The organism is Streptomyces hebeiensis, assembly GCF_052983195.1.
Map to the genome: position 1 here is coordinate 3,153,718 of NZ_CM129812.1, position 24,779 is coordinate 3,178,496.

General features: G+C 69.9%; 25 protein-coding genes. 6 read left to right on the plus strand and 19 right to left on the minus strand.

Going from position 1 to position 24,779, the window contains the following annotated elements:
- Positions 1 to 56: 56 nt before the first annotated feature.
- The 4 genes from ACU6P3_RS13760 to ACU6P3_RS13775 form a co-directional block, all read right to left on the minus strand.
- Positions 57 to 1,445, minus strand: coding sequence for an NADH-quinone oxidoreductase subunit D (locus tag ACU6P3_RS13760; RefSeq protein ID WP_447197358.1), 1,389 nt, complete (start codon positions 1,443 to 1,445; stop codon positions 57 to 59).
- Positions 1,445 to 2,191, minus strand: coding sequence for an NADH-quinone oxidoreductase subunit C (locus ACU6P3_RS13765; RefSeq protein WP_425573904.1), 747 nt, complete (start codon positions 2,189 to 2,191; stop codon positions 1,445 to 1,447). Before ACU6P3_RS13765 ends, ACU6P3_RS13760 begins: the two co-directional genes overlap by 1 nt.
- Positions 2,188 to 2,742: a NuoB/complex I 20 kDa subunit family protein gene (locus ACU6P3_RS13770; protein WP_030742049.1), complete on the minus strand. Its 555-nt coding sequence runs from the start codon at positions 2,740 to 2,742 to the stop codon at positions 2,188 to 2,190. The genes ACU6P3_RS13765 and ACU6P3_RS13770 overlap by 4 nt, the downstream gene beginning before the upstream one ends.
- A gap of 70 nt (positions 2,743 to 2,812) precedes the next feature.
- Positions 2,813 to 3,172, minus strand: a complete 360-nt coding sequence (locus ACU6P3_RS13775) for an NADH-quinone oxidoreductase subunit A (RefSeq protein WP_030742046.1) — start codon at positions 3,170 to 3,172, stop codon at positions 2,813 to 2,815.
- Positions 3,173 to 4,002: 830 nt separating this feature from the next.
- Here ACU6P3_RS13775 and ACU6P3_RS13780 point away from each other — a divergent pair.
- Both ACU6P3_RS13780 and ACU6P3_RS13785 read left to right on the plus strand, forming a co-directional pair.
- Positions 4,003 to 4,860 (plus strand): C40 family peptidase, encoded by an 858-nt coding sequence (locus ACU6P3_RS13780; protein WP_447197359.1) that lies wholly within the window; start codon positions 4,003 to 4,005, stop codon positions 4,858 to 4,860.
- A 285-nt stretch (positions 4,861 to 5,145) separates the two neighbouring features.
- On the plus strand, positions 5,146 to 5,694 hold the full coding sequence (locus tag ACU6P3_RS13785) for a glycoside hydrolase family 25 protein (RefSeq protein WP_030742041.1): 549 nt from the start codon (positions 5,146 to 5,148) through the stop codon (positions 5,692 to 5,694).
- Between the two features lie 77 nt (positions 5,695 to 5,771).
- Here ACU6P3_RS13785 and ACU6P3_RS13790 read toward each other — a convergent pair whose 3' ends face one another.
- A complete protein-coding gene (locus ACU6P3_RS13790) occupies positions 5,772 to 7,058 on the minus strand; it encodes a geranylgeranyl reductase family protein (protein ID WP_344269538.1) in 1,287 nt (428 codons plus the stop codon).
- A 95-nt stretch (positions 7,059 to 7,153) separates the two neighbouring features.
- On the opposite strand from ACU6P3_RS13790, the gene ACU6P3_RS13795 reads away from it, so the two are divergent.
- Complete coding sequence (locus ACU6P3_RS13795) at positions 7,154 to 7,681, plus strand: GNAT family N-acetyltransferase (RefSeq protein WP_447197360.1); 528 nt, start codon at positions 7,154 to 7,156, stop codon at positions 7,679 to 7,681.
- 32 nt (positions 7,682 to 7,713) lie between these two features.
- Here the strand turns inward: ACU6P3_RS13795 and ACU6P3_RS13800 are convergent, their stop codons facing one another.
- The 4 genes from ACU6P3_RS13800 to ACU6P3_RS13815 all read right to left on the minus strand — a co-directional run bounded on the left by ACU6P3_RS13800 (position 7,714) and on the right by ACU6P3_RS13815 (position 11,286).
- Positions 7,714 to 8,406 (minus strand): demethylmenaquinone methyltransferase, encoded by a 693-nt coding sequence (locus tag ACU6P3_RS13800; RefSeq protein ID WP_447197361.1) that lies wholly within the window; start codon positions 8,404 to 8,406, stop codon positions 7,714 to 7,716.
- Positions 8,407 to 8,544: 138 nt separating this feature from the next.
- A complete protein-coding gene (locus tag ACU6P3_RS13805; protein ID WP_447197362.1) occupies positions 8,545 to 8,994 on the minus strand; it encodes an imidazolonepropionase-like domain-containing protein in 450 nt (149 codons plus the stop codon).
- 17 nt (positions 8,995 to 9,011) lie between these two features.
- Positions 9,012 to 10,226 carry a cyclic dehypoxanthinyl futalosine synthase gene (mqnC, locus tag ACU6P3_RS13810; RefSeq protein ID WP_344269527.1) on the minus strand — a complete coding sequence of 405 codons (1,215 nt, stop codon included), beginning with the start codon at positions 10,224 to 10,226 and terminating at the stop codon, positions 9,012 to 9,014.
- Positions 10,227 to 10,416: 190 nt separating this feature from the next.
- Positions 10,417 to 11,286, minus strand: coding sequence for a menaquinone biosynthetic enzyme MqnA/MqnD family protein (locus ACU6P3_RS13815; protein ID WP_447197882.1), 870 nt, complete (start codon positions 11,284 to 11,286; stop codon positions 10,417 to 10,419).
- 343 nt (positions 11,287 to 11,629) lie between these two features.
- On the opposite strand from ACU6P3_RS13815, the gene ACU6P3_RS13820 reads away from it, so the two are divergent.
- On the plus strand, positions 11,630 to 11,833 hold the full coding sequence (locus ACU6P3_RS13820) for a cold-shock protein (protein ID WP_017948713.1): 204 nt from the start codon (positions 11,630 to 11,632) through the stop codon (positions 11,831 to 11,833).
- Between the two features lie 183 nt (positions 11,834 to 12,016).
- Here the strand turns inward: ACU6P3_RS13820 and ACU6P3_RS13825 are convergent, their stop codons facing one another.
- The 10 genes from ACU6P3_RS13825 to ACU6P3_RS13870 all read right to left on the minus strand — a co-directional run bounded on the left by ACU6P3_RS13825 (position 12,017) and on the right by ACU6P3_RS13870 (position 22,957).
- Positions 12,017 to 14,401 (minus strand): AMP-dependent synthetase/ligase, encoded by a 2,385-nt coding sequence (locus ACU6P3_RS13825; protein ID WP_447197363.1) that lies wholly within the window; start codon positions 14,399 to 14,401, stop codon positions 12,017 to 12,019.
- Between the two features lie 335 nt (positions 14,402 to 14,736).
- Positions 14,737 to 16,035, minus strand: a complete 1,299-nt coding sequence (locus tag ACU6P3_RS13830; protein WP_051764452.1) for a dicarboxylate/amino acid:cation symporter — start codon at positions 16,033 to 16,035, stop codon at positions 14,737 to 14,739.
- Positions 16,036 to 16,273: 238 nt separating this feature from the next.
- A complete protein-coding gene (locus ACU6P3_RS13835) occupies positions 16,274 to 16,582 on the minus strand; it encodes a DUF4229 domain-containing protein (RefSeq protein ID WP_447197364.1) in 309 nt (102 codons plus the stop codon).
- A 115-nt stretch (positions 16,583 to 16,697) separates the two neighbouring features.
- Positions 16,698 to 17,309, minus strand: a complete 612-nt coding sequence (locus ACU6P3_RS13840; RefSeq protein WP_447197365.1) for a GNAT family N-acetyltransferase — start codon at positions 17,307 to 17,309, stop codon at positions 16,698 to 16,700.
- A gap of 33 nt (positions 17,310 to 17,342) precedes the next feature.
- Entirely contained in the window at positions 17,343 to 18,506 is a 1,164-nt protein-coding gene (mqnE, locus tag ACU6P3_RS13845) for an aminofutalosine synthase MqnE (protein WP_030742019.1), read from the minus strand.
- 155 nt (positions 18,507 to 18,661) lie between these two features.
- Entirely contained in the window at positions 18,662 to 19,114 is a 453-nt protein-coding gene (locus ACU6P3_RS13850) for an Lrp/AsnC family transcriptional regulator (RefSeq protein WP_030742016.1), read from the minus strand.
- A gap of 136 nt (positions 19,115 to 19,250) precedes the next feature.
- Positions 19,251 to 19,958 carry a UbiX family flavin prenyltransferase gene (locus ACU6P3_RS13855; RefSeq protein ID WP_447197366.1) on the minus strand — a complete coding sequence of 236 codons (708 nt, stop codon included), beginning with the start codon at positions 19,956 to 19,958 and terminating at the stop codon, positions 19,251 to 19,253.
- A gap of 38 nt (positions 19,959 to 19,996) precedes the next feature.
- Complete coding sequence (locus tag ACU6P3_RS13860; RefSeq protein ID WP_344269512.1) at positions 19,997 to 20,560, minus strand: Uma2 family endonuclease; 564 nt, start codon at positions 20,558 to 20,560, stop codon at positions 19,997 to 19,999.
- A gap of 49 nt (positions 20,561 to 20,609) precedes the next feature.
- A complete protein-coding gene (mqnP, locus tag ACU6P3_RS13865) occupies positions 20,610 to 21,509 on the minus strand; it encodes a menaquinone biosynthesis prenyltransferase MqnP (RefSeq protein WP_344269509.1) in 900 nt (299 codons plus the stop codon).
- Entirely contained in the window at positions 21,506 to 22,957 is a 1,452-nt protein-coding gene (locus ACU6P3_RS13870) for a menaquinone biosynthesis decarboxylase (RefSeq protein ID WP_447197367.1), read from the minus strand. The genes mqnP and ACU6P3_RS13870 overlap by 4 nt, the downstream gene beginning before the upstream one ends.
- Before the next feature lie 98 nt (positions 22,958 to 23,055).
- On the opposite strand from ACU6P3_RS13870, the gene ACU6P3_RS13875 reads away from it, so the two are divergent.
- Both ACU6P3_RS13875 and ACU6P3_RS13880 read left to right on the plus strand, forming a co-directional pair.
- A complete protein-coding gene (locus tag ACU6P3_RS13875; protein WP_447197368.1) occupies positions 23,056 to 23,508 on the plus strand; it encodes a PLD nuclease N-terminal domain-containing protein in 453 nt (150 codons plus the stop codon).
- A gap of 279 nt (positions 23,509 to 23,787) precedes the next feature.
- The gene (locus tag ACU6P3_RS13880; protein WP_447197369.1) at positions 23,788 to 24,513 is read left to right on the plus strand and encodes a DUF4142 domain-containing protein; all 726 of its coding nucleotides are present in this window, start codon (positions 23,788 to 23,790) and stop codon (positions 24,511 to 24,513) included.
- Positions 24,514 to 24,779 lie beyond the last annotated feature (266 nt).

Here is a 24,779-nt window from a genome sequence, read left to right on the forward strand (position 1 = left end):
GGCCGCGGCGCCGGTGCCGGAGTCGGGTCCGGCCTGGGAACGGTGCGGTGTGGCGGTCACCGGTCGACGCCTCCCATCACGGGGTCGATGGACGCGACGGCGACGATGACGTCGGCGACCTGGCCGCCCTCGCACATCGCCGCCATGGCCTGGAGATTGGTGAAGGACGGATCGCGGAAGTGGACCCGGTAGGGGCGGGTGCCGCCGTCGGAGACGACGTGCGCGCCGAGTTCGCCCTTGGGCGACTCGACGGCCGCGTACGCCTGGCCCGGCGGGACCCGGAAGCCTTCCGTCACCAGCTTGAAGTGGTGGATGAGGGCCTCCATGGACGTGCCCATGATGTTCTTGATGTGGTCGAGCGAGTTGCCGAGGCCGTCCGGGCCGAGCGCGAGCTGCGCGGGCCAGGCGATCTTCTTGTCCGCGACCATCACGGGCCCCGGCTCCAGCCGGTCCAGGCACTGCTCGACGATCCGCAGCGACTGGCGCATCTCCTCCAGGCGGATGAGGAAGCGGCCGTACGCGTCGCAGGTGTCGGCGGTCGGAACGTCGAAGTCGAAGGTCTCGTAGCCGCAGTACGGGTCGCTCTTGCGCAGGTCGTGCGGGAGGCCGGTGGAGCGCAGGATCGGCCCGGTGGCGCCCAGCGCCATGCAGCCGGCCAGGTCGAGGTAGCCGACGTCCTGCATGCGCGCCTTGAAGATCGGGTTTCCGGTGGCGAGCTTGTCGTACTCCGGGAGGTTGGCGCGCAGGGTCTTCAGCAGCTCGCGGAGGTGGTCGACGGCGCCCGGGGGCAGGTCCTGGGCGAGTCCGCCGGGCCGGATGAACGCGTGGTTCATCCGCAGGCCGGTGATCAGTTCGTAGGCGTCGAGGATCAGTTCGCGGTCCCGGAAGCCGTAGATCATGATCGTGGTCGCGCCCAGCTCCATTCCGCCGGTGGCGATGCAGACCAGGTGCGAGGAGAGCCGGTTCAGCTCCATCAGCAGGACGCGCAGGAGCGTGGCGCGGTCCGGGACGTCGTCCTGGACACCGAGCAGCTTCTCCACGCCCAGGCAGTACGCCGTCTCGTTGAAGAACGACGTCAGGTAGTCCATGCGCGTGACGAAGGTGGTGCCCTGAGTCCAGTTGCGGAATTCGAGGTTCTTCTCGATCCCGGTGTGCAGGTAGCCGATGCCGCAGCGGGCCTCGGTGACGGTCTCGCCGTCGATCTCCAGGATCAGCCGGAGCACCCCGTGGGTGGACGGGTGCTGGGGACCCATGTTGACGACGATGCGCTCGTCGTCGGCCTTGGCCGCGGACCGGACCACCTCGTCCCAGTCGCCGCCGGTGACCGTGTAGACGGTGCCTTCGGTCGTCGTACGGGCAGCCCCCGAACCAGCTGCTGCCGATCCGCCGTCCGACGGGGTTCCCCGCTGTCCGTGGGAGGAGTGCGGTGCGTGAGGAGCAGACATCAGGAGTACGACCTCCGCTGGTCCGGAGCCGGGATCTGGGCGCCCTTGTACTCGACGGGGATGCCGCCGAGGGGGTAGTCCTTGCGCTGCGGGAAGCCCTGCCAGTCGTCCGGCATCATGATTCGGGTCAGGGCCGGGTGTCCGTCGAAGATCAGGCCGAAGAAGTCGTACGTCTCGCGCTCGTGCCAGTCGTTGGTCGGATAGACCTCGACCAGGGACGGGACGTGCGGGTCGGCGTCCGGCGCGGAGACCTCCAGGCGGATCAGCCGGCCGTGGGTGAGCGACCGCAGGTGGTAGACGGCGTGCAGCTCGCGGCCCTGGTCGCCGGGGAAGTGGACGCCAGAGACGCCCGTGCAGAGCTCGAAGCGCAGCGCGGGGTCGTCCCGCAGCGTCCGCGCGACCCGGACCAGGTGCTCGCGGGCGATGTGGAAGGTGAGTTCGCCGCGGTCGACGACCGTCTTCTCGATGGCGTTCCCGGGGACGAGCCCCTGTTCCTCCAGCGCGCCCTCGAGCTCGTCGGCGATCTCGTCGAAGACGCCGCCGGGCCCGCCGTACGGGCGGCTGGAAGCGCCCGGCAGGCTCACCGTGCGGACGAGCCCGCCGTAACCGGTGGTGTCGCCGCCGTTGTTGGCGCCGAACATCCCCTTCTGCACGCGGATGACATCGCCGGTGTCGCCGCGCGCCGCGGGCAGGTCGGTGCCCCCGGCGCCCTGTTCGCCGTTACCGGTCCGTCGCTCGTCGGTCACCGCAGCAGCCCCTTCATCTCGATCGTCGGGAGCGCCTTGAGGGCCGCCTCCTCCGCCTCGCGGGCCGCCTCCTCCGCGTTGACCCCGAGCTTGGAACCCTGGATCTTCTGGTGGAGCTTGAGGATGGCGTCCATCAGCATCTCGGGACGTGGTGGACAACCGGGAAGATAGATGTCGACGGGGACAATATGGTCCACGCCCTGAACAATCGCGTAATTGTTGAACATCCCGCCCGATGATGCGCAAACCCCCATGGAGATCACCCACTTGGGGCTGGGCATCTGGTCATAGACCTGCCGCAGCACGGGCGCCATCTTCTGGCTCACCCGGCCGGCCACGATCATCAGGTCGGCCTGGCGCGGCGAACCGCGGAAGACCTCCATGCCGAACCGCGCCAGGTCGTACCGCCCCGCGCCGGTCGTCATCATCTCGATGGCGCAGCAGGCGAGGCCGAAGGTCGCGGGAAAGACGGACGACTTGCGCACCCACCCCGCGGCCTGTTCGACGGTGGTCAGCAGGAAACCGCTCGGCAGCTTCTCTTCGAGTCCCATTGGTGGCCCTCAGCCCCTCTAGCCCTCTAGTAGCCCTCTTGGTAGCCCTGTTGCGGCCCTTGGTGGCCCGCTAGTCCCATTCCAGACCGCCGCGCCGCCATACATACGCATAAGCGACAAAGACGGTGAGCACGAAGAGCAGCATCTCCACGAGCCCGAAGATCCCCAGGGAGTCGAAGCTCACGGCCCAGGGATAGAGGAAGACGATCTCGATATCGAAGATGATGAAGAGCATCGCCGTCAGGTAGTACTTGATGGGGAAACGACCGCCCCCGGCAGGCGTCGGCGTGGGCTCGATGCCGCACTCGTACGCCTCGAGCTTGGCCCGGTTGTACCGCCTCGGGCCGATCAGCGTGGCCATGACCACGGAGAAGATCGCAAACCCAGCCCCGAGGGCGCCGAGCACGAGGATGGGCGCGTAGGCGTTCACGATCCTCAGCTCCTTCCAGTCGTCGTTGACCGTTGGACCGCGCCGGGTCGTTCCCATGGGCCCGCACCGACGGATCACCGAAGATCACATACATGTGAGGCAGTTCACAAGCCCGACTGCCCCGCATCCTATGCCCGTCGCCATGTGATCTGCGACACGGGGTACAGCAACGTCTTTGTGATCTCCACCACCCGGCGAACGATCATGAAGTCGGATGAGCGGCGATCTTTGTACGCGAAGCGTCCTGATGATCACCATCCGTGACATTCGGACGCGTTACCCCTGGTCAAGACGGGGTTGCTATATCAAGCGTTGCACGCTACAGCCAAATTTGCGATGGACCTGGAGAAGGTGATAAAGGCCGTGGCCGCACGGCCGTCCCGAGCGCCCCGGCGGCCCGCCGGGACACCCCCGTACCCCTCGGCCCGCCTCGCACGGATCGACCGATGCGGACATGTGCACGCATTCACGAGCAACCGGGCCACCATGATCCATTCCGGCGGTCGAGCACCCGGAGAACCCGTGCTCACAGACCATGCACACCGTGATCATTCGGACTGCCGAACAGTAACCATCCTGTGACCTGTGCCACTCACTCCGATCCGCCGAGGAAGCGGGCTTGGCCATGAGTGTGGAGGGATGGTAGGCGGCGGGCAATTCGGACCTTTATCGGAAAGACTCTGATCACAGCCGTGATCACGCATGCCCGGTTTGACCGTTACGGCGTCAATAAAGGCCCCGGGGCGCCGGTTTCGAGGCTTCCGCGCGCAACTGTGGCGCAACACACCTTCCTTGACGAGAACCATGCACGGCCTGATAGCGGTTGACCCATGTCCCACACCGCTCACATACGCAGCCACCGGAAGCCCCGCCGCAGCGCGCCGAAGACCGCGCTCCGTGCCGGAGTCGCCAGTGGCGTTCTCAGCACCATCGCGGTCGCCGGTGCCGCCGGAACGGCAAGCGCCGAGCCGGTGACCGAGACCATCGAAATGCCCACGCTCACCTCCGGTTTCGCCGGCACCGTCGCGCAGTCCGCCGACGCCACCCAGCGGGCCGCCAGCAACTTCGACGTCCGCGCCCAGCAGGACGCCGCCGCCGAGAAGGCCGCCAAGGCCGCCAAGAAGGCCAAGGCCGAGGCGGACCGCAAGGCCGAGGCCGAGCGGAAGGAGGCCGAGGCCCGCGCCAAGGCCGCCGCCGCCGAGCGCGCCTCCCGCGCGGCCGAGCGCACGGCGCTCGCCACACCGGCCTCCGACTCCGGTTCGTCCGACTCGTCCTCGTCCTCCTCCTCTTCGTCGTCCGGTTCCTCGGCGTCCTCTGCCGTCTCGCAGGCCACCGGCTCGGCCGCGGCCGTGATCGCCTTCGCCCAGGCGCAGGTCGGCGACGCGTACGTGCTGGGCTCCACGGGCCCCAACGCCTGGGACTGCTCGGGCCTGGTGGGCGCGGCGTACAAGCAGATCGGCGTCGACCTCCCGCGCGTCTCGCAGGACCAGTCGACGGCCGGTACGCAGGTCTCCCTGGACAACCTCCAGCCCGGCGACATCCTCTACTGGGGCAGCGCGGGCAGCGCGTACCACACCGCGATCTACATCGGCGACGGAAAGTTCGTGGGCGCCCAGAACCCCAGCACCGGCGTGGTGGAGCGGTCCCTGGACTACGACCCGCCGACCGGCGCCGTCCGCGTGCTCTGACAGCCGTACGTACGGACACGGGCCCCGCGCGGGGCACAGGACCCGCATCCCGGGAGAACACGGGGTGCGGGTCCTCGTCGTGCCGGACCGGCCCGAGGCGATTGGTCGAAACCTCCGGCACACCATGCTTCACACCGGTAGCGTCAGTCACAGCGCTGACCGCCCGATCGAGTGACGCGTCGAGTGATGCCCGGTCAACTGTTTCTGGGTATGAACCAGGTGGACCGGTCAGTATCGGACGGGCCAGGTGTCCCCACCCGTCTGGCCAGGAAGCAGGCACGACCCATGACCGTCAAAGGCATTGACGTCTCGTCCTACCAAAGCTCGGCCTACAGCACGAGCGGTCTCTCGTTCGTGTTCGTGAAGGCCACCGAAGGCACGTCGTACATCAACCCCAAGATGGTCGCGCAGGCCGCCCGCGCGCGATCCGCCGGACTTGTCGTCGGCTTTTATCACTTTCTCCGGCCCGGCAGCATGAGGGACCAGGCCCGGTATTTCGTGGAGGAATGCGCCAGCATTCATGGCGATCCCTTGTTCGGCGACTGGGAGGACGAAGGCGTCTCCAATGCCCAGAAGGACGCGTTCCTGGCCGAGGTGAAGCGTCTGCGGGGAGACACTCACCGGGTCGGGCTCTATTGCAGCCGCTACTACTGGCTGAACCGCGACACCACGAGCAACGCGGGCGACGCGCTCTGGATCGCGGATTACGTGGATGCCGGAAAGCCCCGCATCAAGGCGAAGTGGACGTTCCACCAGTACACCGACAGCCCGGTCGACACGAATGTGGGCGCGTTCGAGGACCGGGCCGCGCTGCGGAAGTGGGCGGACAAGTAGTCACGGGGGAGACAAGTGGTCACGGGGGAACGGCGCGGGTGCGCGTCCCGCCTTCGGTCGGCGCCCGCGCGGCTGCCTCACGCCTTCGGTGCCACCTTCGACAGGCCGTTGATGATGCGGTCCATCGCGTCGCCACCGGTCGGGTCCGTCAGGTTCGCCAGCATCTTCAGCGTGAACTTCATCAGCAGCGGATGCGTCAGGCCGCGCTCCGTCGCCAGCTTCATGATCTTGGGGTTGCCGATGAGCTTCACGAAGGCCCGGCCGAGCGTGTAGTAACCGCCGTAGGTGTCCTTGAGCACCTTCGGGTAGTGCCGGAGAGCCAGTTCGCGCTGCGTGGGGGTGGCGCGGGCATGGGCCTGGACGATGACGTCGGCGGCGATCTGCCCCGACTCCATCGCGTACGCGATGCCCTCGCCGTTGAACGGGTTGACCAGGCCGCCCGCGTCACCGACCAGCAGCAGCCCCTTGGTGTAGTGCGGCTGCCGGTTGAACGCCATCGGCAGCGCGGCGCCCCGGATGGGCATCGTCATGTTGTCGGGCGTGTAGCCCCACTCCTCGGGCATCGACGCGCACCACGCCTTGAGCACCTCGCGCCAGTCCAGCTCCTTGAAGGAGTTGGAGGTGTTCAGGACGCCCAGGCCGACGTTCGACGTCCCGTCGCCCATGCCGAAGATCCAGCCGTAGCCCGGCAGCAGCCGGTCCTCGCCGGGGCCGCGCCGGTCCCACAGCTCCAGCCAGGACTCCAGGTAGTCGTCGTCGTGGCGGGGCGAGGTGAAGTACGTACGGACCGCCACGCCCATGGGACGGTCCTCGCGGCGGTGCAGTCCCATCGCGAGCGACAGCCGCGTGGAGTTGCCGTCGGCCGCGACGACGAGCGGCGCGTGGAAGGTGACCGGTGTCTTCTCCTCGCCCAGCCTGGCGTGGACGCCGGTGATCCGGCCCGTACGGTCGTCGGTGATCGGGGCGCCGACGTTGCACCGCTCGTACAGCCGCGCGCCCGCCTTCTGCGCCTGCCGCGCCAGCCGCTCGTCGAAGTCGTCCCGCTTGCGCACCAGCCCGTAGTCCGGATAGGCGGCCAGGTCCGGCCAGTCCAGCTGGAGCCGCACCCCGCCGCCGATGATCCGCAGGCCCTTGTTGCGCAGCCAGCCGGCCTCCTCGGAGATGTCGATGCCCATCGCCACCAGCTGCTTCGTCGCGCGCGGGGTGAGGCCGTCGCCGCACACCTTCTCGCGCGGGAACGCCGTCTTCTCCAGCAGCAGCACGTCCAGTCCGGCCTTGGCGAGGTAGTACGCCGTGGTCGAGCCCGCCGGGCCCGCTCCGACGACGATCACGTCCGCGGTGTTCTCGGAGGGCGTCTCGCTCACGGCGGATCTCCCGAAGATTCGAAATGGCGTACCGAGCGGCACTGGACATGGGCAGTCTATGGGGGCGCGCCGAACTCCCAGTGAAGGGCTGCCCCATGACCGAGCCGAACGAGCCGACCGAGCCGCTGCCCACCGTCCGTCTCCGCGTCCCCACCGAGGAGGACGCCTACGCCTGGCACCGGGTGTTCGACGACCCCGACGTGATGGAGTTCCACGGCGGGAAGCCGGCGGAGCTGTCGGTGTACGAGGAGCTGACCGCCCGGCAGCGCAGACACGACGCCGAGCGCGGCTTCTGCTTCTGGACCATGCTGGACGAGGACGACGAGGTGATCGGCTTCACGGGCGCGCAGCCCTGGCCGCACGAGACGTCGGGACCGGTCGGCGAGATCGAGATCGGCTGGCGACTGGGCCGCGCGCACTGGGGCCGTGGCTACGCGACGGCCGCCGCGCGGACCACACTGGAACGGGTCCGGGCGGCGGGCGTCGAACGGATCGTGGCCATGGTGAACTCCCGCAACGAGCGCTCGATCGCGGTCACGCGCCGACTGGGCATGGAACTGGCGACGACGTATCCGATCCCCTCGACGGGGGAGACGGCGCACTGCTTCCGTCTGACGCTCTGACGCGGCCCGGCGGCGGCGCGTCTCTTGTGTCGTCAGGCGCGTACACCGCGGTGCAGGGCCACGATTCCGCCCGTCAGATCGCGCCACGCCACCTTCGACCAGCCCGCGTCCTGGAGCCGGGCCGCCAGCGCGGGCTGGTCGGGCCAGGCGCGGATCGACTCGGCGAGGTAGACGTACGCCTCCGGGTTCGAGGAGACCGCCCGCGCGGCCGGCGGCAGCGCGCGCATCAGGTACTCGCTGTAGACCGTCCGCAGCGGCGCCCACGTCGGGTGGGAGAACTCACAGATCACGATCCGTCCGCCCGGCTTCGTCACCCGGTACAGCTCGCGCAACGCGCGATCCGTGTCCTGGACGTTGCGCAGGCCGAACGAGATCGTCACCGCGTCGAACACCTGGTCCGCGAACGGCAGCCTCGTCCCGTCGCCCGCCGTGAACGGCATCCAGGGGTGCCGCCTCTTGCCCTCCCGCAGCATGCCGAGCGAGAAGTCGCACGGCACCACATAGGCGCCGGTCGCGGCGAACGGCTGCGAGGACGTGGCCGTCCCGGCGGCCAGGTCGAGGACCTTCTCCGCCGGGCGTGCGGCGACCGCCCTGGCGACCTCCTTGCGCCACAGCCGGGCCTGGCCGAGCGAGAGCACATCGTTGGTGAGGTCGTACTTCGCCGCCACGTCGTCGAACATCGAGGCGACTTCGTGCGGCTGCTTTTCCAGGGATGCTCGGGTCACCCGGCCATTGTGGCAGGGCGGGCGGCGGACCTTCCGGGCCGGTCGTCCCGGCCGGACCGGATGTCCCCAGGAGCCGGGAGCCAGGAGCCAGGAGCGGGAGCCGGGACTCAGGAGCCGGGAGCGGGAGCCGCGCCCGCCTCACGCCCGCCGGTGCACCAGCCGGCCCGCGCAGACCGTCGCCACGCACCGGCCCTCCGCGTCGAACACCGCCAGGTCCGCCCGGCCGTCCCGCGTGATGGCTCCGGCCCCCGCCACGGGCAGGACGCGGACGCCCACCCGCTCGGCCGCGGCGCCCAGGCCCGGCCCGGCCGCGTACTCCGCCCGCACCGCCGTCGCGCCCGTCTTCAGCACCGCGTGGATCCGCTCGCGCGGCGTCGGCGCGTCGGGCAGCGGGCCCTCGTGGACGCGCGCCGGACCGAGCACACCGTCCCAGTGCCGTACTCGCGCGTCCGGGAAGCGCGCCCTCAACTCCTCGTACGGACCGACCGCTCTCACCCGGTCCCGACCCACGACGACCGCCCCGTCCGGAATCGGCTCGGGATCGTCCCAGGTGCGCCGTACCTCGTCGGCCGCGTGCAAGGTCTCCACCGGCGCGCCGCCCCGGCTCAGTGGGAGGAGATGAGCTTGAGCTCGGGATGGGCCGTGCCGCCCTCGATCGCGGTCGAGGAGATGTGCGAGACCACGCGCTCGTCGACCGGGTCGTTCGCCGGGTCGTCGTGCACGACGAGGTGCTCGTACGTCGTGGCGCGCTGCGCCGGGACCCGGCCCGCCTTGCGGATCAGGTCGATGATCTCCAGCCGGTTCGAGCGGTGCCTGGCGCCGGCCGACGACACCACGTTCTCCTCCAGCATGATCGAGCCGAGGTCGTCGGCGCCGTAGTGCAGCGACAGCTGGCCGACCTCCTTGCCCGTGGTCAGCCAGGAGCCCTGGATGTGCGCGACGTTGTCCAGGAAGATCCGCGCGATGGCGATCATGCGCAGGTACTCGAAGAGGGTCGCCTGCGTCTGCCCCTTCAGGTGGTTGTTCTCGGGCTGGTAGGTGTACGGGATGAACGCGCGGAAGCCGCCCGTGCGGTCCTGCACGTCCCGGATCATCCGCAGGTGCTCGATGCGCTCGGCGTTGGTCTCGCCCGTGCCCATCAGCATCGTGGACGTCGACTCGACCCCCAGCCCGTGCGCCGCTTCCATGATCTCCAGCCAGCGCTCGCCGGACTCCTTGAGCGGCGCGATCGCCTTGCGGGGCCGCTCCGGCAGCAGCTCGGCGCCGGCGCCCGCGAACGAGTCGAGGCCGGCGGCGTGGATGCGCCGGATCGCCTCCTCGACGGAGACCTTGGAGATCCTGGCCATGTGCTCGACCTCGGAGGCCCCGAGGGAGTGGATGACGAGCTGCGGGAACTCCTTCTTGATCGCGGCGAAGTGCTTCTCGTAGTACTCGACGCCGAAGTCCGGGTGGTGCCCGCCCTGGAACATGATCTGCGTGCCGCCCAGCTCCACGGTCTCCGCGCAGCGGCGCAGGATGTCGTCGAGGTCCCGGGTCCAGCCCTTGGCGGTGTCCTTGGGCGCGGCGTAGAAGGCGCAGAACTTGCACGCCGTCACGCAGACGTTCGTGTAGTTGATGTTCCGCTCGATGATGTACGTGGCGATGTGCTCGGTCCCCGCGTACCGGCGGCGGCGCACCGCGTCGGCGGCGGCGCCCAGCGCGTGCAGCGGAGCCGAACGGTAGAGGACGAGCGCCTCTTCGGGGGTGATCCGGCCGCCGGCGGAGGCACGCTCCAGGACTTCGGTGACGTTCACGGACGTAGGGTCGGCCTTCTCGGTCACCGGGGCGGTCCTTCCCACAGAGGCGGTACGGGCGGGTGCGAGCGGTTGCTCACGACCGATCCAGCCTACGCCAGGGGGTACGGGGGACGGCGGCGGGCGCCCGGTGCTCGAGCCCGTGGGGCCGTACGGCGCCGACCGTACGGCCGTACGGCCCCGTGGGCACGCGACCCCGCGCCGCGTCCCGTGCGGCTCAGGGCGAGAGCAACTCGACGCGCACGTCCGGCGGGTAGCCGGTCGTCGCCCCGGTCCTGCGGGCGAATTCCCGCACCCCCGCCAGCTGGGCCTCGCCGAAGCGGAAGTCCAGCGTCGTGAAGTAACGCTCCAGCAGCACCTCGTCGAACAGCTCCCAGCGCGCCGCGTGCTTGGCGACCTTCGCGACCTCCACCAGGGACAGGTCCCGCGACGACAGGAACGCCTCGTGCGCCTTCCGTACGACCACGGGCTCCCTCGCCAGATAGTCCTTGCGCGCCGCCCACACGGCGAAGACGAACGGCAGCCCCGTCCACTCCTTCCACATCTGCCCCAGGTCGTGGACCTTCAGACCGAGCCGGGGGGCGTCGTGCAGGGAGGCGCGCAGCGCCGCGTCCCCGATCAGGACCGCCGCGTCGGCCTCCTGCATCATCAGGCCGAGGTCCGGCGGGCACGTGTAGTAGTCGGGCCGTACCCCGTACTGCTCGCTCAGCAGCAGCTGCGCCAGCCGCACGGAGGTGCGGGACGTGGAGCCGAGGGCGACCCGGGCGCCGTCCAGCTGCTCCAGCGGCGTCTGCGACACGATCACGCACGACATGACGGGGCCGTCGCAGCCGACCGCGATATCCGGGAACGCGACGAGGTCGTCGGCATTGCGGAGGAATTCGACGAGGGTGACGGGACCGATATCCAGGTCGCCGCGCACCAGCCGCTCACTGAGCTTCTCGGGCGTGTCCTTGGTCAGCTCCAGATCGAGGAGGGTTCCGGTGCGCGCGAGGCCCCAATAGAGCGGCATGCAGTTCAGGAACTGGATATGGCCGACGCGCGGCCGGGTCCGGGGCGGGCCGCCGCCGTTCGTCCCCGCCGCCACCTCGCCGCGCGGCGCGCCGCCCGCTTCCGCGTCCGCTCGCGTACCCGCTTCTGCCGCTGCGTTTTCCTCTGGACTGTCCACAGCGCGAGGCTAGCCCCGGGGCGAAAGACGGCGGCTTCCGGGGCGTGGTCCGTCATCATGAGGGGGGCCGCTCAGGCGTCCGGGTGAAGTGATCTTTCCCTCTACCGCCGCCCGCACACTGCGTGCTAGGCTCGTCGCAAGTTGCAGTTTGGTTTCCCTTGCAGTACAGAGCCTGCGGAGCATGTGACCCGCAGGCTCTCGTAGTTTTCAGACTTCTTTGCAGGTTCTGGAGCAGGGCAACCCTTTGGCCCAAGGAGGGCTTATGGCTACCGGAACCGTCAAGTGGTTCAACGCTGAAAAGGGCTTCGGCTTCATCGCCCAGGACGGCGGCGGCCCGGATGTCTTCGTCCACTACTCCGCGATCAACGCGACCGGCTTCCGCTCCCTCGAGGAGAACCAGGTCGTGAACTTCGACGTCACCCAGGGTCCGAAGGGCCCGCAGGCGGAGAACGTCACCCCGGCCTAGTTGCCAGGTCGGCGATCGCGCACTGATCGACAGAAGTACCCAAGGAGCCCTGCTTCCCTTCGGGGAAACAGGGCTCCTGCCTTTTCCGCTTCCTTCTGTCCACCGTCACTTTTGCGTTTACGTTCACATGTGCGTTCTGTATGGCTTACGCGGAATCCGTACACAATTCGGCTCGCCGCCGTCTCAGGCGCGGTACAGGCTCTCGATCTCGGCCGCGAAATCACGGGCGATCGCCTGGCGCCGCATCTTCAGCGAGGGCGTCAGATGGCCCGCCTCCTCGGTGAAGTCCACCGGCAGGACCCGGAACCGGCGGATCGATTCGGCGCGGGAGACCAGCCGGTTCGCCTCGTCTATGGCGCGCTGGAGCGACCCGCGCAGATCCGGGTCGTCGGCCAGCGCGCGCATCGGGATGTGCTGCTTCCGCTTCATCAGCCGCCAGTGGGCGAGCCCCTCCGGTTCGAGGGTGATCAGCGCGGTGACGTACGAGCGGTTGTCGCCGAGCACCATGCACTGGCTCACCAGGGGGTGCGCGCGCAGCCAGTCCTCCAGGGGCGCGGGGATGACGTTCTTCCCGCTCGACGTGATGATCACGTCCTTCTTCCGGCCGGTGAGGGTGAGGTAGCCGTCCTCGTCCAGCGAGCCCAGGTCGCCGGTGGCCAGCCAGCCGTCGGACCAGCCCGAGGCGTTCTCCCCGGTGGGTTCCGTACGGCTGCTGTCGCCGGGCCCGTGCGGGAGGACCGCCTCGCCGCGCTCGCCGTCCCAGTAGCCCCCGAACACCTGGCCGCCGCGCAGCAGGATCTCTCCGTCGTCGGCGATCCGCACGGCCGTCCCCGGCAGGGGCGGGCCCACGGTGCCCATACGGGGCCGGTGCGGCGGGATGACGGTCGCGGCGGCCGTGGTCTCCGTCAGGCCGTACCCCTCGAAGGTGGTGATGCCCGCGCCCAGGTAGAACGCGGTCAGCCGGCGCCCCAGCGGGGAACCGCCGCAGATCACATGCCTGACCCGGCCGCCGAGGGCGGCGCGGACACGGCGGTAGACCAGCGGGTCGTAGAGCGCCCGGGCCGCCCGCAGGGGCAGCGCGGGGCCGGGCCCCGTACCGCGCAGCGCCGCCTCCGTCGCCTCGCCGTACTCCTGGGCGACCTTCGCGGCGCGGTCGAAGGACGCGGCCCGGCCCATCCGCTCCGCCGTGGCGCGGGCGGTGTTGTAGACGCGCTCCATGACGTACGGCACGGCCAGCAGGAAGGTCGGCCGGAACGTGGCCAGGTCGGCCAGCAGGTCGTCGGTCTTGAGGGAGGGCGCGTGGCCGAGCCGTACCCGCGCGCGCAGGCAGCCGATGGCGACCATCCGGCCGAAGACGTGCGCGAGCGGGAGGAAGAGGAGGGTGGAGAGCCCGGCACCGGGGGCGGCGGCACCGGCGGTACGGGGCGCCCCCGCGCTCCCCGCGTCTCCCGGGGCACTGCCGGGGTCGCTGGTGACGCCCGCGCGGTCGCTGGTGGCTGTGGTTTCTGTGTCTGTGGTGCCTGTGGTGCGGGCGTTCCCGGTAGTCCCGGTGGTATCGGTGCCATCGGTCGCGTGTGCGGCACCCGCCGCCTCCGCGGCCGCCGCGGCGTCCGCCGATTTGAAGACGGGGTACAGCAGCTCGATCGCGTTGTCGACCTCGGCGAAGAAGTTGCCGTGGGTGAGCACGCAGCCCCTCGGGCGGCCCGTGGTGCCCGAGGTGTAGCAGATCGTGGCCACGGACTCCGGGCCGAGCCCCGTGCGGCGCTTGGCGACCTGCCGGTCCGGGACGTCCGCACCGGCCGCGCACAGGGTCTCGACGGCGCCGCCGTCGAACACCCAGAGGTGGGCCAGGCCCGGCAGCCGCTCGCGCTCCTGGCCGATCAGCCACTGCTGGTGCGCGTCCTCCACGACGCAGGCGACCGCCCCCGAGTCCTGGAGGATCCAGCGGGTCTGGAAGGCGGAGGAGGTCGGGTAGATGGGGACGGTGACCAGGCCGGCGGCCCAGGCGGCGAAGTCCAGCAGCGTCCACTCGTAGGTCGTACGGGACATGATCGCCAGCCGGTCGCCGGGGCGCAGACCGTGCGCGATCAGTCCCTTGGCGACGGCGTGGACCTCGGCGGCGAAGGCGGTGGCGGTGACGTCCTGCCAGTCGCCGGGCCGCCCCGCGGATCCGGCTCCCGGCCCGGACCCCGGACCGGCCCCGGCCCCGGCCCCGGAGCCCGTCCTGGCCCGGCCCAGGGGCAGGAGCCTGCGGCCGGGACCGGTCCCGGGCAGATGCCGACCGCTGCCGGTCCACCCACCCCCGGTCCGCCCGCCATCGGCCCGCCCGTCACCAGGTCGGCCGGCGCCCGGTCCGGGGCCGGGCCGGTCCGCCGCGCGCACCGGGCACTTGCGGCTGAGCACCACCGCGTCGGGGTCCTCACGGGCGTTGTCGAAGGGGATCTCGGCGAGGGACCCGGTCCGGACGGGCGGTGCGAGGGGCGGTACGTACACCTCTCTGACGACCCCGTTCACGCGCAGCTTCTCGGGCTCGGCCGGCGGCGGGGAGGCGGACGTCGGGACGGGCACGTGTAACTCCTGGCTCCTTGGTGCGGGTGATCCGGGGAGCAGCGTTCCGTGTTCCGCCGCCGGACGCCAGGGTCCCAGGTCAGGAAGGTTCCTGAACGCCCGTCACGGACGAGCCGGACCGGGCGGGAGCCGGGCCCGTGGCTCTGGCGCCCGCGCCGGCCCTCCGGCCGTGGCCGTTCTCCGGCCGTGGCCGTGCTCTGCCCGTGGCTCCGGCGCCGGCCGTGGCCGGCAACGCACCGTACGGCACAAGACCCGGCCACCGTACGCGTACGCGACGGCGCCCCTGCCCGGCTGGGCAGGGGCGCCGTGCGGCGAACGGTGCGGAAGCGAGCGGATCAGGCCGCCGCCGGGACCTTGCCCTCCACCGCGTCGGCGTCGGCCGGGTCGGCGACCGGCGACGACGACGCCGTGCGGTAGGCGTCGTGGTCCAGGATCTTCTCCCGCGAGGCCACGATCAACGGGGTGACGACCTGGCCGGCGACGTTCGTCGCCGTCCTCATCATGTCCAGGATCGGGTCGATCGCCATCAGCAGGCCCACGCCCTCCAGCGGCAGGCCCAGGGTGGACAGGGTCAGCGTGAGCATGACCGTCGCGCCCGTGAGGCCGGCCGTGGCGGCGGAGCCGACGACCGAGACGAAGGCGATCAGCAGGTAGTCCTGGATGCCCAGTTGCACGTCGAAGATCTGCGCGATGAAGATCGCCGCCAGTGCCGGGTAGATCGCGGCGCAGCCGTCCATCTTGGTCGTCGCGCCGAACGGGACGGCGAAGGAGGTGTACTCCTTGGGCACCCCCAGTCGCTCGGTGACCCTCTGGGTGACCGGCATCGTGCCGACCGAGGAGCGCGAGACGAAGGCCAGCTGGATGGCCGGCCAGGCGCCCTTGTAGAACTGGAGCGGGTTGACCTTCGCCACCGTCGCCAGCAGCACCGGGTAGACCACGAACAGCACCAGCGCGCAGCCGATGTAGACGTCCGCCGTGAACGTCGCGTACTTGCCGATGAGGTCCCAGCCGTAGTCGGCGATCGCGAAGCCGATCAGACCGATCGTGCCGATCGGGGCGAGCCGGATGACCCACCACAGGGCCTTCTGGAGCAGTTCCAGCACGGCCTCGCTGAGGGTGAGGATCGGCTTGGCCCGGTCTCCGAGCTTGAGCGCGGCGATGCCGGCGACGGCGGCCATGAAGACGATCTGGAGCACGTTCAGCTCGGTGAACGGCGTGATGACGTCCGTGGGCACGATCCCCGTCAGGAAGTCGAGCCAGGAGCCCGAGCCCTCGGGTGCCTTGCCGTCCTTCGGGGTGAGGCCGGTGCCCGCGCCCGGGTTGGTGAGCAGGCCGATCGCCAGGCCGATGGCGACCGCGATCAGCGAGGTGATCATGAACCAGAGCAGGGTTCGGGTGGCCAGCCTGGCCGCGTTGTTGACCTTGCGCAGGTTGGTGATCGACACGAGGATCGCGAAGAAGACGAGCGGCGCGACCGCCAGCTTCAGCAGCTGGACGAAGATGCTGCCGACCTTGTCGAGGGTGGTGTACAGCCAACTGATGTCCTGGCTGCGGGCGAGCCAGCCGAGCAGCACGCCGAGGACCAGGCCCGCGACGATCTGCGCCCAGAACGGGACCTTGAGAACCGACTTCATGTCCGAGACGTTAACACTTGAACTTTGAGGGTCTCAAAGTGCTTCTTTGGGATAGGAAGAGAGGCGATGAGGGGGCGAAAGCCTCAGAGCGCCATGAAATCCATGGAAAACGCACCACCCCGGCTCCGGAAGAATGGTTCCCGGAGTCGGGGTGATGTGAGGAACGTTACGTAAGCGGTGCAGGTGAGCGGCGCTGCGGAGGCGGCGCCACGCGAGCGCCGGAGGCGGCGCTCCACGGTCACCGCGCCGAGCGGTCCTCCTGGCCGCGGACCGCCTCGAGCCGGGCGTCCAGCTTGGCCTTCGCGCCCTCGACCCGGGGGGCGATCTGCACGGACATCTCGTCGCGCTGCTTGCGCAGCAGGACGAAGCTGAGCGGCGCCGAGAGCAGGATGGAGAGCAGCAGGATCCACAGGAGGCTCGAATCACCGAGTCCCTTGGGCACGATCCCGAACTGCACGAGAGCGGCCACCACGACGAAGCAGCCGACGAAGACGCCCAGGCGCATCGCGGTGTAGCGCAGCATGGCGTGCGACTTGGCAGCGGTCACGGCGGTTCCTCCCTCTCCTCTTCACCCCTCGCCGTTTCCGGTCTCCGTACGACGGGGGCTGACGGTGGCTGTCATCCAGTGAAGCACGCCCGCTTTGTCGGGCGTGCACCGGCCTTCAGCGCGTCCCCGAGTCCTCGGAGCCGTACGCGCCGTACGCGCCGTCCGAGCCCTCCGGGGCGTGCGCGCCTTCCGGGCCGGCCAAGGTGTGCAGGGGCAGCAGCATCATGATGTCGTCCCGGTCGTCACCCGGCGCGACCCTGATCGCGTCGGGCACCCGCCCCACCTCCTTGTAGCCGCACGACGCGTAGAAGCGGTCCACGCCCGTGCCGCCCCGGCAGGTGAGCCGGATCGCCTCGATGCCCTCGAACCCGGCGGCGGTCTCCGCCGCCGCGGCCATCAGGTCACGCCCGTACCCCTTGCCCTGGTGACGCGGGTGGACCATCACCGTGTACAGCCACAGCCAGTGCCGCATCAGGCGGTGGGTGTTGAGCGCGAAGAACGCCGTGGCCGCGACGGCGCCTTCCTCGTCGCGGCCGACGAGCAGCCGCATCCGGCCCTCGGCCATGGCCGTGAGGTGCTTGACCAGCTGCGGCCGGATCTCGTCGGGCGTGACCGGCGGTACAAAGCCGACCGCGCCGCCCGCGTTGGACACGTCCGCCCACAGCGCGAGCACGCCGTCGCGCAGGGCCGGGTCCACCGCCGGATCCAGTTCGAAAGTGAGCGCCATGCCCGGAATGCTCCTCGCTCCTCAGCCCCGTCCTCAGACCCGCATCGGCTGCGGGGACTCGCGGCGGTCCGCGTCCGGCCCCGGGTACTCGCGGATGATCTCGTAACGGGTGTTCCGCTCGACGGGGCGGAAGCCGGCGTCGCGGATCAGGTCGAGCAGGTCCTCGCGGCCGAGCTTGTTGGGCGTGCCGTAGTTGTCCGCGTCGTGCGTGATCTTGTACTCGACGACCGAGCCGTCCATGTCGTCCGCGCCGTGCTGGAGGGCGAGTTGGGCGGTCTGGACGCCGTGCATCACCCAGAAGACCTTCACGTGCGGCACGTTGTCGAAGAGCAGTCGCGAGACGGCGAAGGTCTTCAGCGCCTCGGCACCGGTGGCCATGGTCGTCCGCGCCTGGAGCCGGTTGCGGATCTTGCCGTCCTTCATGTCCACGAAGTCGTGCTGGTAGCGCAGCGGGATGAAGACCTGGAACCCGCCGGTCTCGTCCTGCAGTTCGCGCAGCCGCAGCACGTGGTCCACGCGGTGCCGGGGCTCCTCGATGTGCCCGTACAGCATGGTCGAGGGCGTCTTGAGCCCCTTCTCGTGCGCGAGCCGGTGGATGCGCGACCAGTCCTCCCAGTGGGTGGCGTGGTCCACGATGTGCTGCCGGACCTCCCAGTCGAAGATCTCGGCGCCGCCGCCGGTCAGCGACTCCAGGCCGGCGTCGATCAGTTCGTCGAGGATCTCGGAGGCCGTCAGACCGGAGATCGTCTCGAAGTGGTGGATCTCGGTGGCGGTGAACGCCTTGAGGGAGACCTGCGGGAGGGCTTCCTTGAGCGCGCTGAGCGACCGCGGGTAGTAACGCCACGGCAGGGTGGGGTGGAGGCCGTTGACGATGTGCAGCTCGGTGAGGTTCTCCCCCTCCATCGCCTTGGCGAGGCGGACGGCCTCCTCGATGCGCATGGTGTACGCGTCCTTCTCGCCGGGCTTGCGCTGGAAGGAGCAGTACGCGCAGGAGGCGGTGCACACGTTCGTCATGTTGAGGTGGCGGTTGACGTTGAAGTGGACGACGTCACCGTTCTTGCGCGTGCGCACCTCGTGGGCGAGTCCGCCGAGCCAGGCCAGGTCGTCCGACTCGTACAGGGCGATGCCGTCCTCGCGGGACAGCCGCTCACCGGCCCGGACCTTCTCCTCCAGCTCGCGCTTGAGCCCCGCGTCCATGTCGGCCGCCTCCCATACGTCTACCAATCGGGCCTGTCGAGCCTACGCCCCCGCTCGGACACCACGGACGCGGCCCTCCCGCCGACGCGCGGAAGCGCGCCCGCGGAGGCGTTTCCGCAGGCGCGCTTCCGCGCGTCGGCGGACCCGTCGCCGCCTCACTCCTCGGGCAGCTCCCCCACCCGGTTCTCCCACTTGGTGGAGAGCACGATGGTGGTACGGGTCCGGGAGACGCCCTTCGTCCCGGTGAGGCGGCCGATGGTCTTCTCCAGGCCGTCCACGTCGCTCGCCCGCACCTTGAGCATGTACGAGTCGTCGCCCGCGATGAACCAGCAGTCCTCGATCTCCCCGAGGTCCCGCATCCGGCGGGCCACGTCCTCGTGGTCGGCGGCGTCGGAGAGCGAGATCCCGATGAGCGCGGTGACCCCGAGGCCGAGCGAGGCCGAGTCGACCGTGGCGCGGTAACCGGTGATCACGCCCGCCGCTTCGAGCCGGTTGATCCGGTCGGTGACACTGGGACCGGAGAGCCCGACGAGCCGGCCGAGCTCGGCGTACGAGGCTCTGCCGTTCTCCCGCAGAGCCTGGATGAGCTGCCTATCCACGGCGTCCATATGCCTGAAGCCTTCCATTACTCAGCGATGCCACGTTTTACAGATAAAATCTAAGGCACGCAAGGGCCAGGGCATGCACTGTACGGAGAAGCACGACGGCGCCGGGTCACCGCCCCCGCCTTTACCCGTCCCCCCGTCACCCCCCGTCACCCCCGTCGCCGGCACGGCGCGAGCCGCCGCCGAGTTCCCCTGCCCAGCGGCGGTAGAGCCGGTGCGGTACGCCGGCCGCGTCCAGCACCCGCCCGGCGACGAAGTCCACCAGGTCCTGGATATGGGTCGCGCCCGCGTAGAACGCCGGGGACGCCGGCAGCACCACCGCGCCCGCCTCGTCCAGCGCCACCAGGTGCTTGAGCGTCTGCCCGTTCAGCGGGGTCTCCCGTACGGCGACCACCAGCGGGCGCCGTTCCTTGAGTGTCACGCTCGCGGCCCGCTGGAGCAGGTCCTTCGACAGCCCGAGCGCGACGCCGGCCACACTGGCCGTGGACGCGGGCACGATGAGCATGCCCTTGACGGGATACGAACCGGAGGACGGTCCGGCGGCCAGGTCCCCGGCGGGCCAGTGCCGCACGTCGCGCAGGTCCGGTGCCGTCCCCAGCGGCTTCCCGTCCGCGCCCCGCGCCAGCCAGGCGGCGAGATCGTCCCGCCAGTGCGCGTCGCGGAACGCGATGCCCGTCTCGTCCAGCAGCGTCAGCCGCGACGCCCTGCTGACCACGAGGTCGACGCTCTCCCCCGCGTCCAGCAATCCCCGCAGCACGGCCGCCGCGTACGGCGTCCCCGAAGCGCCGGACACCCCGACGACCCACGGAACGCGCCGCCGCTGACCGTCCACATTCGCCTGCTCCACGCGTACGAGCCTATCGGCGCCCGGAGCCGGGGCCGAGGTCAGGTGTGGCGGGGGTCCACCGGCAGTTCGCTCGTGTCGAAGGTGAGGCGGCCGACCGCGGTGTCAACCGTCACGGGCTTCCCGTAGGGAATCGTGTCGCGCCCGAGATAGCCCTCCGGCCCCGGGTTCCACAGGGTGACGCAGTGCGCCTTGTACGGGTCGAAGACGAGGTAGTGGGCGATGCCACGGGCCGCGTACGCCCGGTCCTTGACCGTGTAGTCGTTCCGGACGCTGCTCGGCGAGACCACTTCGATGACGATCTCGATCAGGTCGGGCGAGTAGGCGCCGAGGTTCTTCTCCACCTCTGCCCGGGGGATCACCGCGAGGTCGGGGCAGAACTCGTTGTCCCCGTCGAACGGGAAGGCCACGTCACTGGTGATCCCCCATTCGTCGGCCACCTGGTCCTCCAACGCGTTCCACACGCGCCGAATCGTCTGCCCATGGTGTGGTTTGACCGGACTCATCACGATGTTGCCCTCGACAATCTCCGTCCGGTAGCCAGGGAACATGTCCTCGAACCGGCTGAGCTGTGAGTGCAGGCGTTCGGTCTCCGAGATGGTCACGTCGGCCTCCCTGTCCCTGTCCTGCACTCGATGGTAGGGCCGACGGTAGCTACACCGTCAGACCCCGCACCAGCAGATCGAGCAGCGCGCACACGAAAAGGGCGATCCCGATAAAACCATTGACCGAGAAAAACGCCCTGTTCAGGCGGGACAGGTCGTGCGGCCGCACGATCGTGTGCTCGTAGAGGAACGCCCCCGCCACGATCAGCAGGCCCAGCCAGAAGAAGACCCCCGCGTCCGTCGCCAGGGCGTACCAGACCAGCAGCACCGTCGTCACGGCGTGCGCGGCGCGGGCGCCGTGGAGGGCGGCCGGGATGCCGAAGCGGGCCGGTACGGACATCACGCCGTGGGCGCGGTCCGCCTGGACGTCCTGGCAGCCGAAGATCAGGTCGAAGCCGCCGATCCAGACGCCGACCGCGAGACCGAGGATCACCGCGTCCCACGACCAGGTCCCGGTCACCGCTATCCAGGCGCCGACCGGGCCCATCGCCTGGGCGAGGCCGAGGATGGCGTGCGGGAAGTTCGTGAACCGCTTCCCGTACGGGTAGACCACCATCGGCACCACGGCGACGGGCGCGAGCGCGAGGCAGAGCGGGTTCAGCAGCGCGGCGGCGCCGAGGAATATGACGACGGCGATCAGCGCGCCGGTCCAGGCGGACCGTACGGACACCGCACCCGTGACCAGCTCCCGGCCGGCGGTGCGCGGGTTACGGGCGTCGATCTCGCGGTCGATGATCCGGTTGCAGGCCATCGCGAACGTGCGCAGGCCGACCATCGCGACCGTGACCAGCAGCAGGGTCCCCCAGTGGATGCTCCCGTCCTGGCGGAACATCGCGGTGAGCGAGGCGATGTAGGCGAAGGGCAGCGCGAAGACCGAGTGCTCGATCATCACCAGCCGCAGAAAGGCCCTGGTCCTGCCCGGCTGCGGGACGGCGGCGGCGCTGCTCACAGGCCGTACTCCTTCCAGCGCTTCGTCACCGTGGCCGCCGTCGCGGGGTCCGACTCGACCATCTGCGGCCAGCCGCCGTCCCGGGTGTAGCCCTCCTCGGGGAGCTTGCGCGTCGCGTCGATGCCCGCCTTGCCGCCCCAGAACTGCTGGTAGGAGGCGTGGTCGAGATGGTCGACCGGGCCCTCGACGACGGTGAGGTCGCGCGCGTAGTCCGTGTTCCCCAGCGCGCGCCAGGAGACCTCGTGCAGATCGTGGACGTCGCAGTCCGCGTCGACGACCACGATCAGCTTGGTCAGTGACATCATGTGCGCGCCCCAGATCGCGTGCATCACCTTCTGTGCGTGTTTGGGGTACTTCTTGTCGATCGAAACGATCGCACAGTTGTGGAATCCGCCCGACTCGGGGAGGTGGTAGTCCACGATGTCCGGCACGATGATCTTCAGCAGCGGCAGGAAGAACCGTTCCGTCGCGCGGCCCAGCGGCCCGTCCTCCGTCGGCGGCCGGCCGACCACGATCGACTGGAGCAGCGGCCTCCGCCGCATCGTCACGCAGTCGATGGTCAGCGCCGGGAACGGCTCCTGCGGGGTGTAGAAGCCCGTGTGGTCGCCGAACGGCCCCTCGGGCAGCATGGTGCCCGGCTCCAGCCAGCCCTCGATGACGACCTCGGCCTGCGCCGGGACCTGGAGCGGCACGGTCTTGCAGTCGACCATCTCGATCCGCCGCCCCTGGAGGAAGCCGGCGAAGAGGTATTCGTCGATGTCGCCGGGGAGCGGCGCGGTCGAGGCGTACGTGACGGCGGGCGGGCAGCCGAACGCGATGGCCACGGGCAGCCGTTCGCCGCGCCGGGCCGCCACCTGGTAGTGGTTGCGGCTGTCCTTGTGGATCTGCCAGTGCATGCCGATGGTGCGGCGGTCGTGCCGCTGGAGCCGGTAGAGCCCGAGGTTGCGGATACCGGTCTCGGGGTGCTTGGTGTGCGTGAGGCCGAGGTTGAAGAACGACCCGCCGTCGCCGGGCCAGGTGAACAGCGCGGGGAGCTGGTCGAGGTCCACCTCGTCCCCCGTCAGGACCCGCTCCTGGACCGGGGCGTCCTTGACCTTCTTCGGCGGCACGTGCGCCATCGACCCGAGCTTGCCGAACGCCTCGCGCACGCCGACGAACCCGTGCGGCAGCTCGGGCTTGAGCAGTCCGCCGATCTTCTCGCCGATCTCGCCGTACGAGGACAGCCCGAGGGCCTTGAGCAGCCGCCGGTCCGTGCCGTACACGTTCATGGCAAGGGGCATCGAGGACCCGCGTACGTTCTCGAAGAGCAACGCGGGCCCGCCCGCCTTGTTCACCCGGTCGACGATCTCCCCGACCTCCAGGTGGGGGTCGACTTCGGCCTTGATGCGCTTGAGGTCGCCCTCGCGCTCCAGAGCCCGCAGCAGCGAGCGGAGATCGTCGTAAGCCATGTGGTCCAGTATCCGCCACTCGCTACCCTGGACCTGTCACGGGGGGCCGCCCGGCCGGTCCCGATCTCCGTTCCCACTCCGTTCCCAGGGGGACCGCCATGCTTCGGGTGCTGATGATTCTGGTGCCACTGGCTCTCAGCATCTACGCGTTCATCGACTGCATCACCACCGAGGAGAAGGAGATCCGTTACCTCCCCAAGCCGATCTGGGCGATCCTCGTGCTGCTCTTCCCGCTGGTCGGGTCCATCTCGTGGCTGATCGTGGGCCGCGACCGCGCGAGGACCGCGCGGCGGGGGAACTGGGTCGCGCCCGACGACAATCCGGAGTTCCTCAACTCGCTCAAGGACGACAAGGCAAAGGGCGACCGGCTGAAGGACGACAGCGCGTCGAAAGACGCCCCGGCGAACGACGCGGGCGGCGAGCAGCGGCGGGAGCAGCAGGAGCAGTTGGCGCGCTGGGAGGCCGAGCTGAAGCGGCGCGAGGAAGAGGTCGAGCGGCGCGAGAAGGGCTCCGGGGGCGGCGGGAAGGGCACCGACGAATCCCCCTCCTGACCGGCCTCCTGACCGGCCTCCTGACCTGCCTGCCGACCGTGTTGTCCTTCTGACGGGGCCACCTGACAGGTCCTCCTGACGTGGTCCACCTGACGGGTCCTCCCGGCGCGGGCCCGGTGTGCGCTCGGGGTGTGACTCGGGGTGTGCGGGTCCGCCGCGCCTGACTCACGGTGAACGCCCGGGCGGTCGCGTCCGTATTCCTCTCTGCGCGCCGTGCCAGCCGCATCGTTCCGCTCCCGACGACCCGAAGGACATTTCACTGCTCAACCGGGAGGCGTCATGCGCACGAATCGACGCGCAGATCAGTCGAGGATCTCCATGCGGGCGGTCGTGGCCCTCGCGACCGCCGTCGTCGCGGCCGTGGCCGTGACGGTCTTCGTACAGAACGACCAGGGCGAGGCGAGCGCGGGGCCGGTCGCCGCGAACGCGCCTTACCAGCCCAACAGCGACCACGACAGCGGGAACGCGGGGCACGCGGCTTCCGGCCGGACCGACGCGGCGGAGGGTCAGGCGGCGTCAGGACCCCAGCCGGTGACCGAGGTGGACAAGACGTTCCTCGTCGCGGTCCGGCAGGCCGGGCTGTGGGAGATCCCGGCCGGCAAGCTCGCCCAGACGCAGGCGACCAGCGAGCAGGTCAAGCGCGCCGGGCTGCACCTGCTCGACGGGCACAGCAAGCTCGACCAGCTCGTACGCGAGGACGCCCGGATCCTCGGGGTCGACCTGCCCGACGAGGCCACCCCCGAGCAGCAGGAGTGGGTCACGAACCTGGAGAACGCCAAGGGGGCCGAGTTCGACCGCATGTTCGCCAACGTCCTGCGTGCCTCGCACGGCAAGATCTTCGCCACCATCGGCGAGGTGAGGGCGGCCACGCAGAACGACCTGATCCGGCGCCACGCACGGCAGGCCAACCAGACCGTCCTGGACCACATGGAGGTCCTGGAGGACACCGGGCTGGTCGACGGCTCGACCCTCGCGGACGTCGAGAAGGCCGTGACACCGAAGTAGACCTCCGAGTAGCCGCAAAGGCCGTCAAGTGGACTTTATGCAAAGGCAGTTCATAATCCTTTGCATTGTGCAATGATGGCTCTCGGGGGCCCGGCGCACGTACGGCCTCTGCTCGGGAACGGAACTGGCACGGTGCCGTGGCTCGATCCGCACGCCGCCCGTCCTCCGGGCCTCCCACCACCGCCGTCGGGCCTCATCGCCGTCGGCCGCTCAACCGAGGGCGCACACACCCCCCATCGCGCCTCCACAGCATCATCGGCGAATCT

What these genes read in the sequence shown, in the direction of transcription:
- ACU6P3_RS13760 (WP_447197358.1), bottom strand. Translation starts at nt 1,445, where the DNA reads ATGTCTGCTCCTCACGCACCGCACTCCTCCCACGGACAGCGGGGAACC.
- ACU6P3_RS13770 (WP_030742049.1), bottom strand. Translation starts at nt 2,742, where the DNA reads ATGGGACTCGAAGAGAAGCTGCCGAGCGGTTTCCTGCTGACCACCGTC.
- ACU6P3_RS13780 (WP_447197359.1), top strand. Translation starts at nt 4,003, where the DNA reads ATGTCCCACACCGCTCACATACGCAGCCACCGGAAGCCCCGCCGCAGC.
- ACU6P3_RS13785 (WP_030742041.1), top strand. Translation starts at nt 5,146, where the DNA reads ATGACCGTCAAAGGCATTGACGTCTCGTCCTACCAAAGCTCGGCCTAC.
- ACU6P3_RS13795 (WP_447197360.1), top strand. Translation starts at nt 7,154, where the DNA reads ATGACCGAGCCGAACGAGCCGACCGAGCCGCTGCCCACCGTCCGTCTC.
- ACU6P3_RS13820 (WP_017948713.1), top strand. Translation starts at nt 11,630, where the DNA reads ATGGCTACCGGAACCGTCAAGTGGTTCAACGCTGAAAAGGGCTTCGGC.
- ACU6P3_RS13830 (WP_051764452.1), bottom strand. Translation starts at nt 16,035, where the DNA reads ATGAAGTCGGTTCTCAAGGTCCCGTTCTGGGCGCAGATCGTCGCGGGC.
- ACU6P3_RS13840 (WP_447197365.1), bottom strand. Translation starts at nt 17,309, where the DNA reads ATGGCGCTCACTTTCGAACTGGATCCGGCGGTGGACCCGGCCCTGCGC.
- mqnE (WP_030742019.1), bottom strand. Translation starts at nt 18,506, where the DNA reads ATGGACGCGGGGCTCAAGCGCGAGCTGGAGGAGAAGGTCCGGGCCGGT.
- ACU6P3_RS13850 (WP_030742016.1), bottom strand. Translation starts at nt 19,114, where the DNA reads ATGGACGCCGTGGATAGGCAGCTCATCCAGGCTCTGCGGGAGAACGGC.
- ACU6P3_RS13870 (WP_447197367.1), bottom strand. Translation starts at nt 22,957, where the DNA reads ATGGCTTACGACGATCTCCGCTCGCTGCTGCGGGCTCTGGAGCGCGAG.
- ACU6P3_RS13875 (WP_447197368.1), top strand. Translation starts at nt 23,056, where the DNA reads ATGCTTCGGGTGCTGATGATTCTGGTGCCACTGGCTCTCAGCATCTAC.
- ACU6P3_RS13880 (WP_447197369.1), top strand. Translation starts at nt 23,788, where the DNA reads ATGCGCACGAATCGACGCGCAGATCAGTCGAGGATCTCCATGCGGGCG.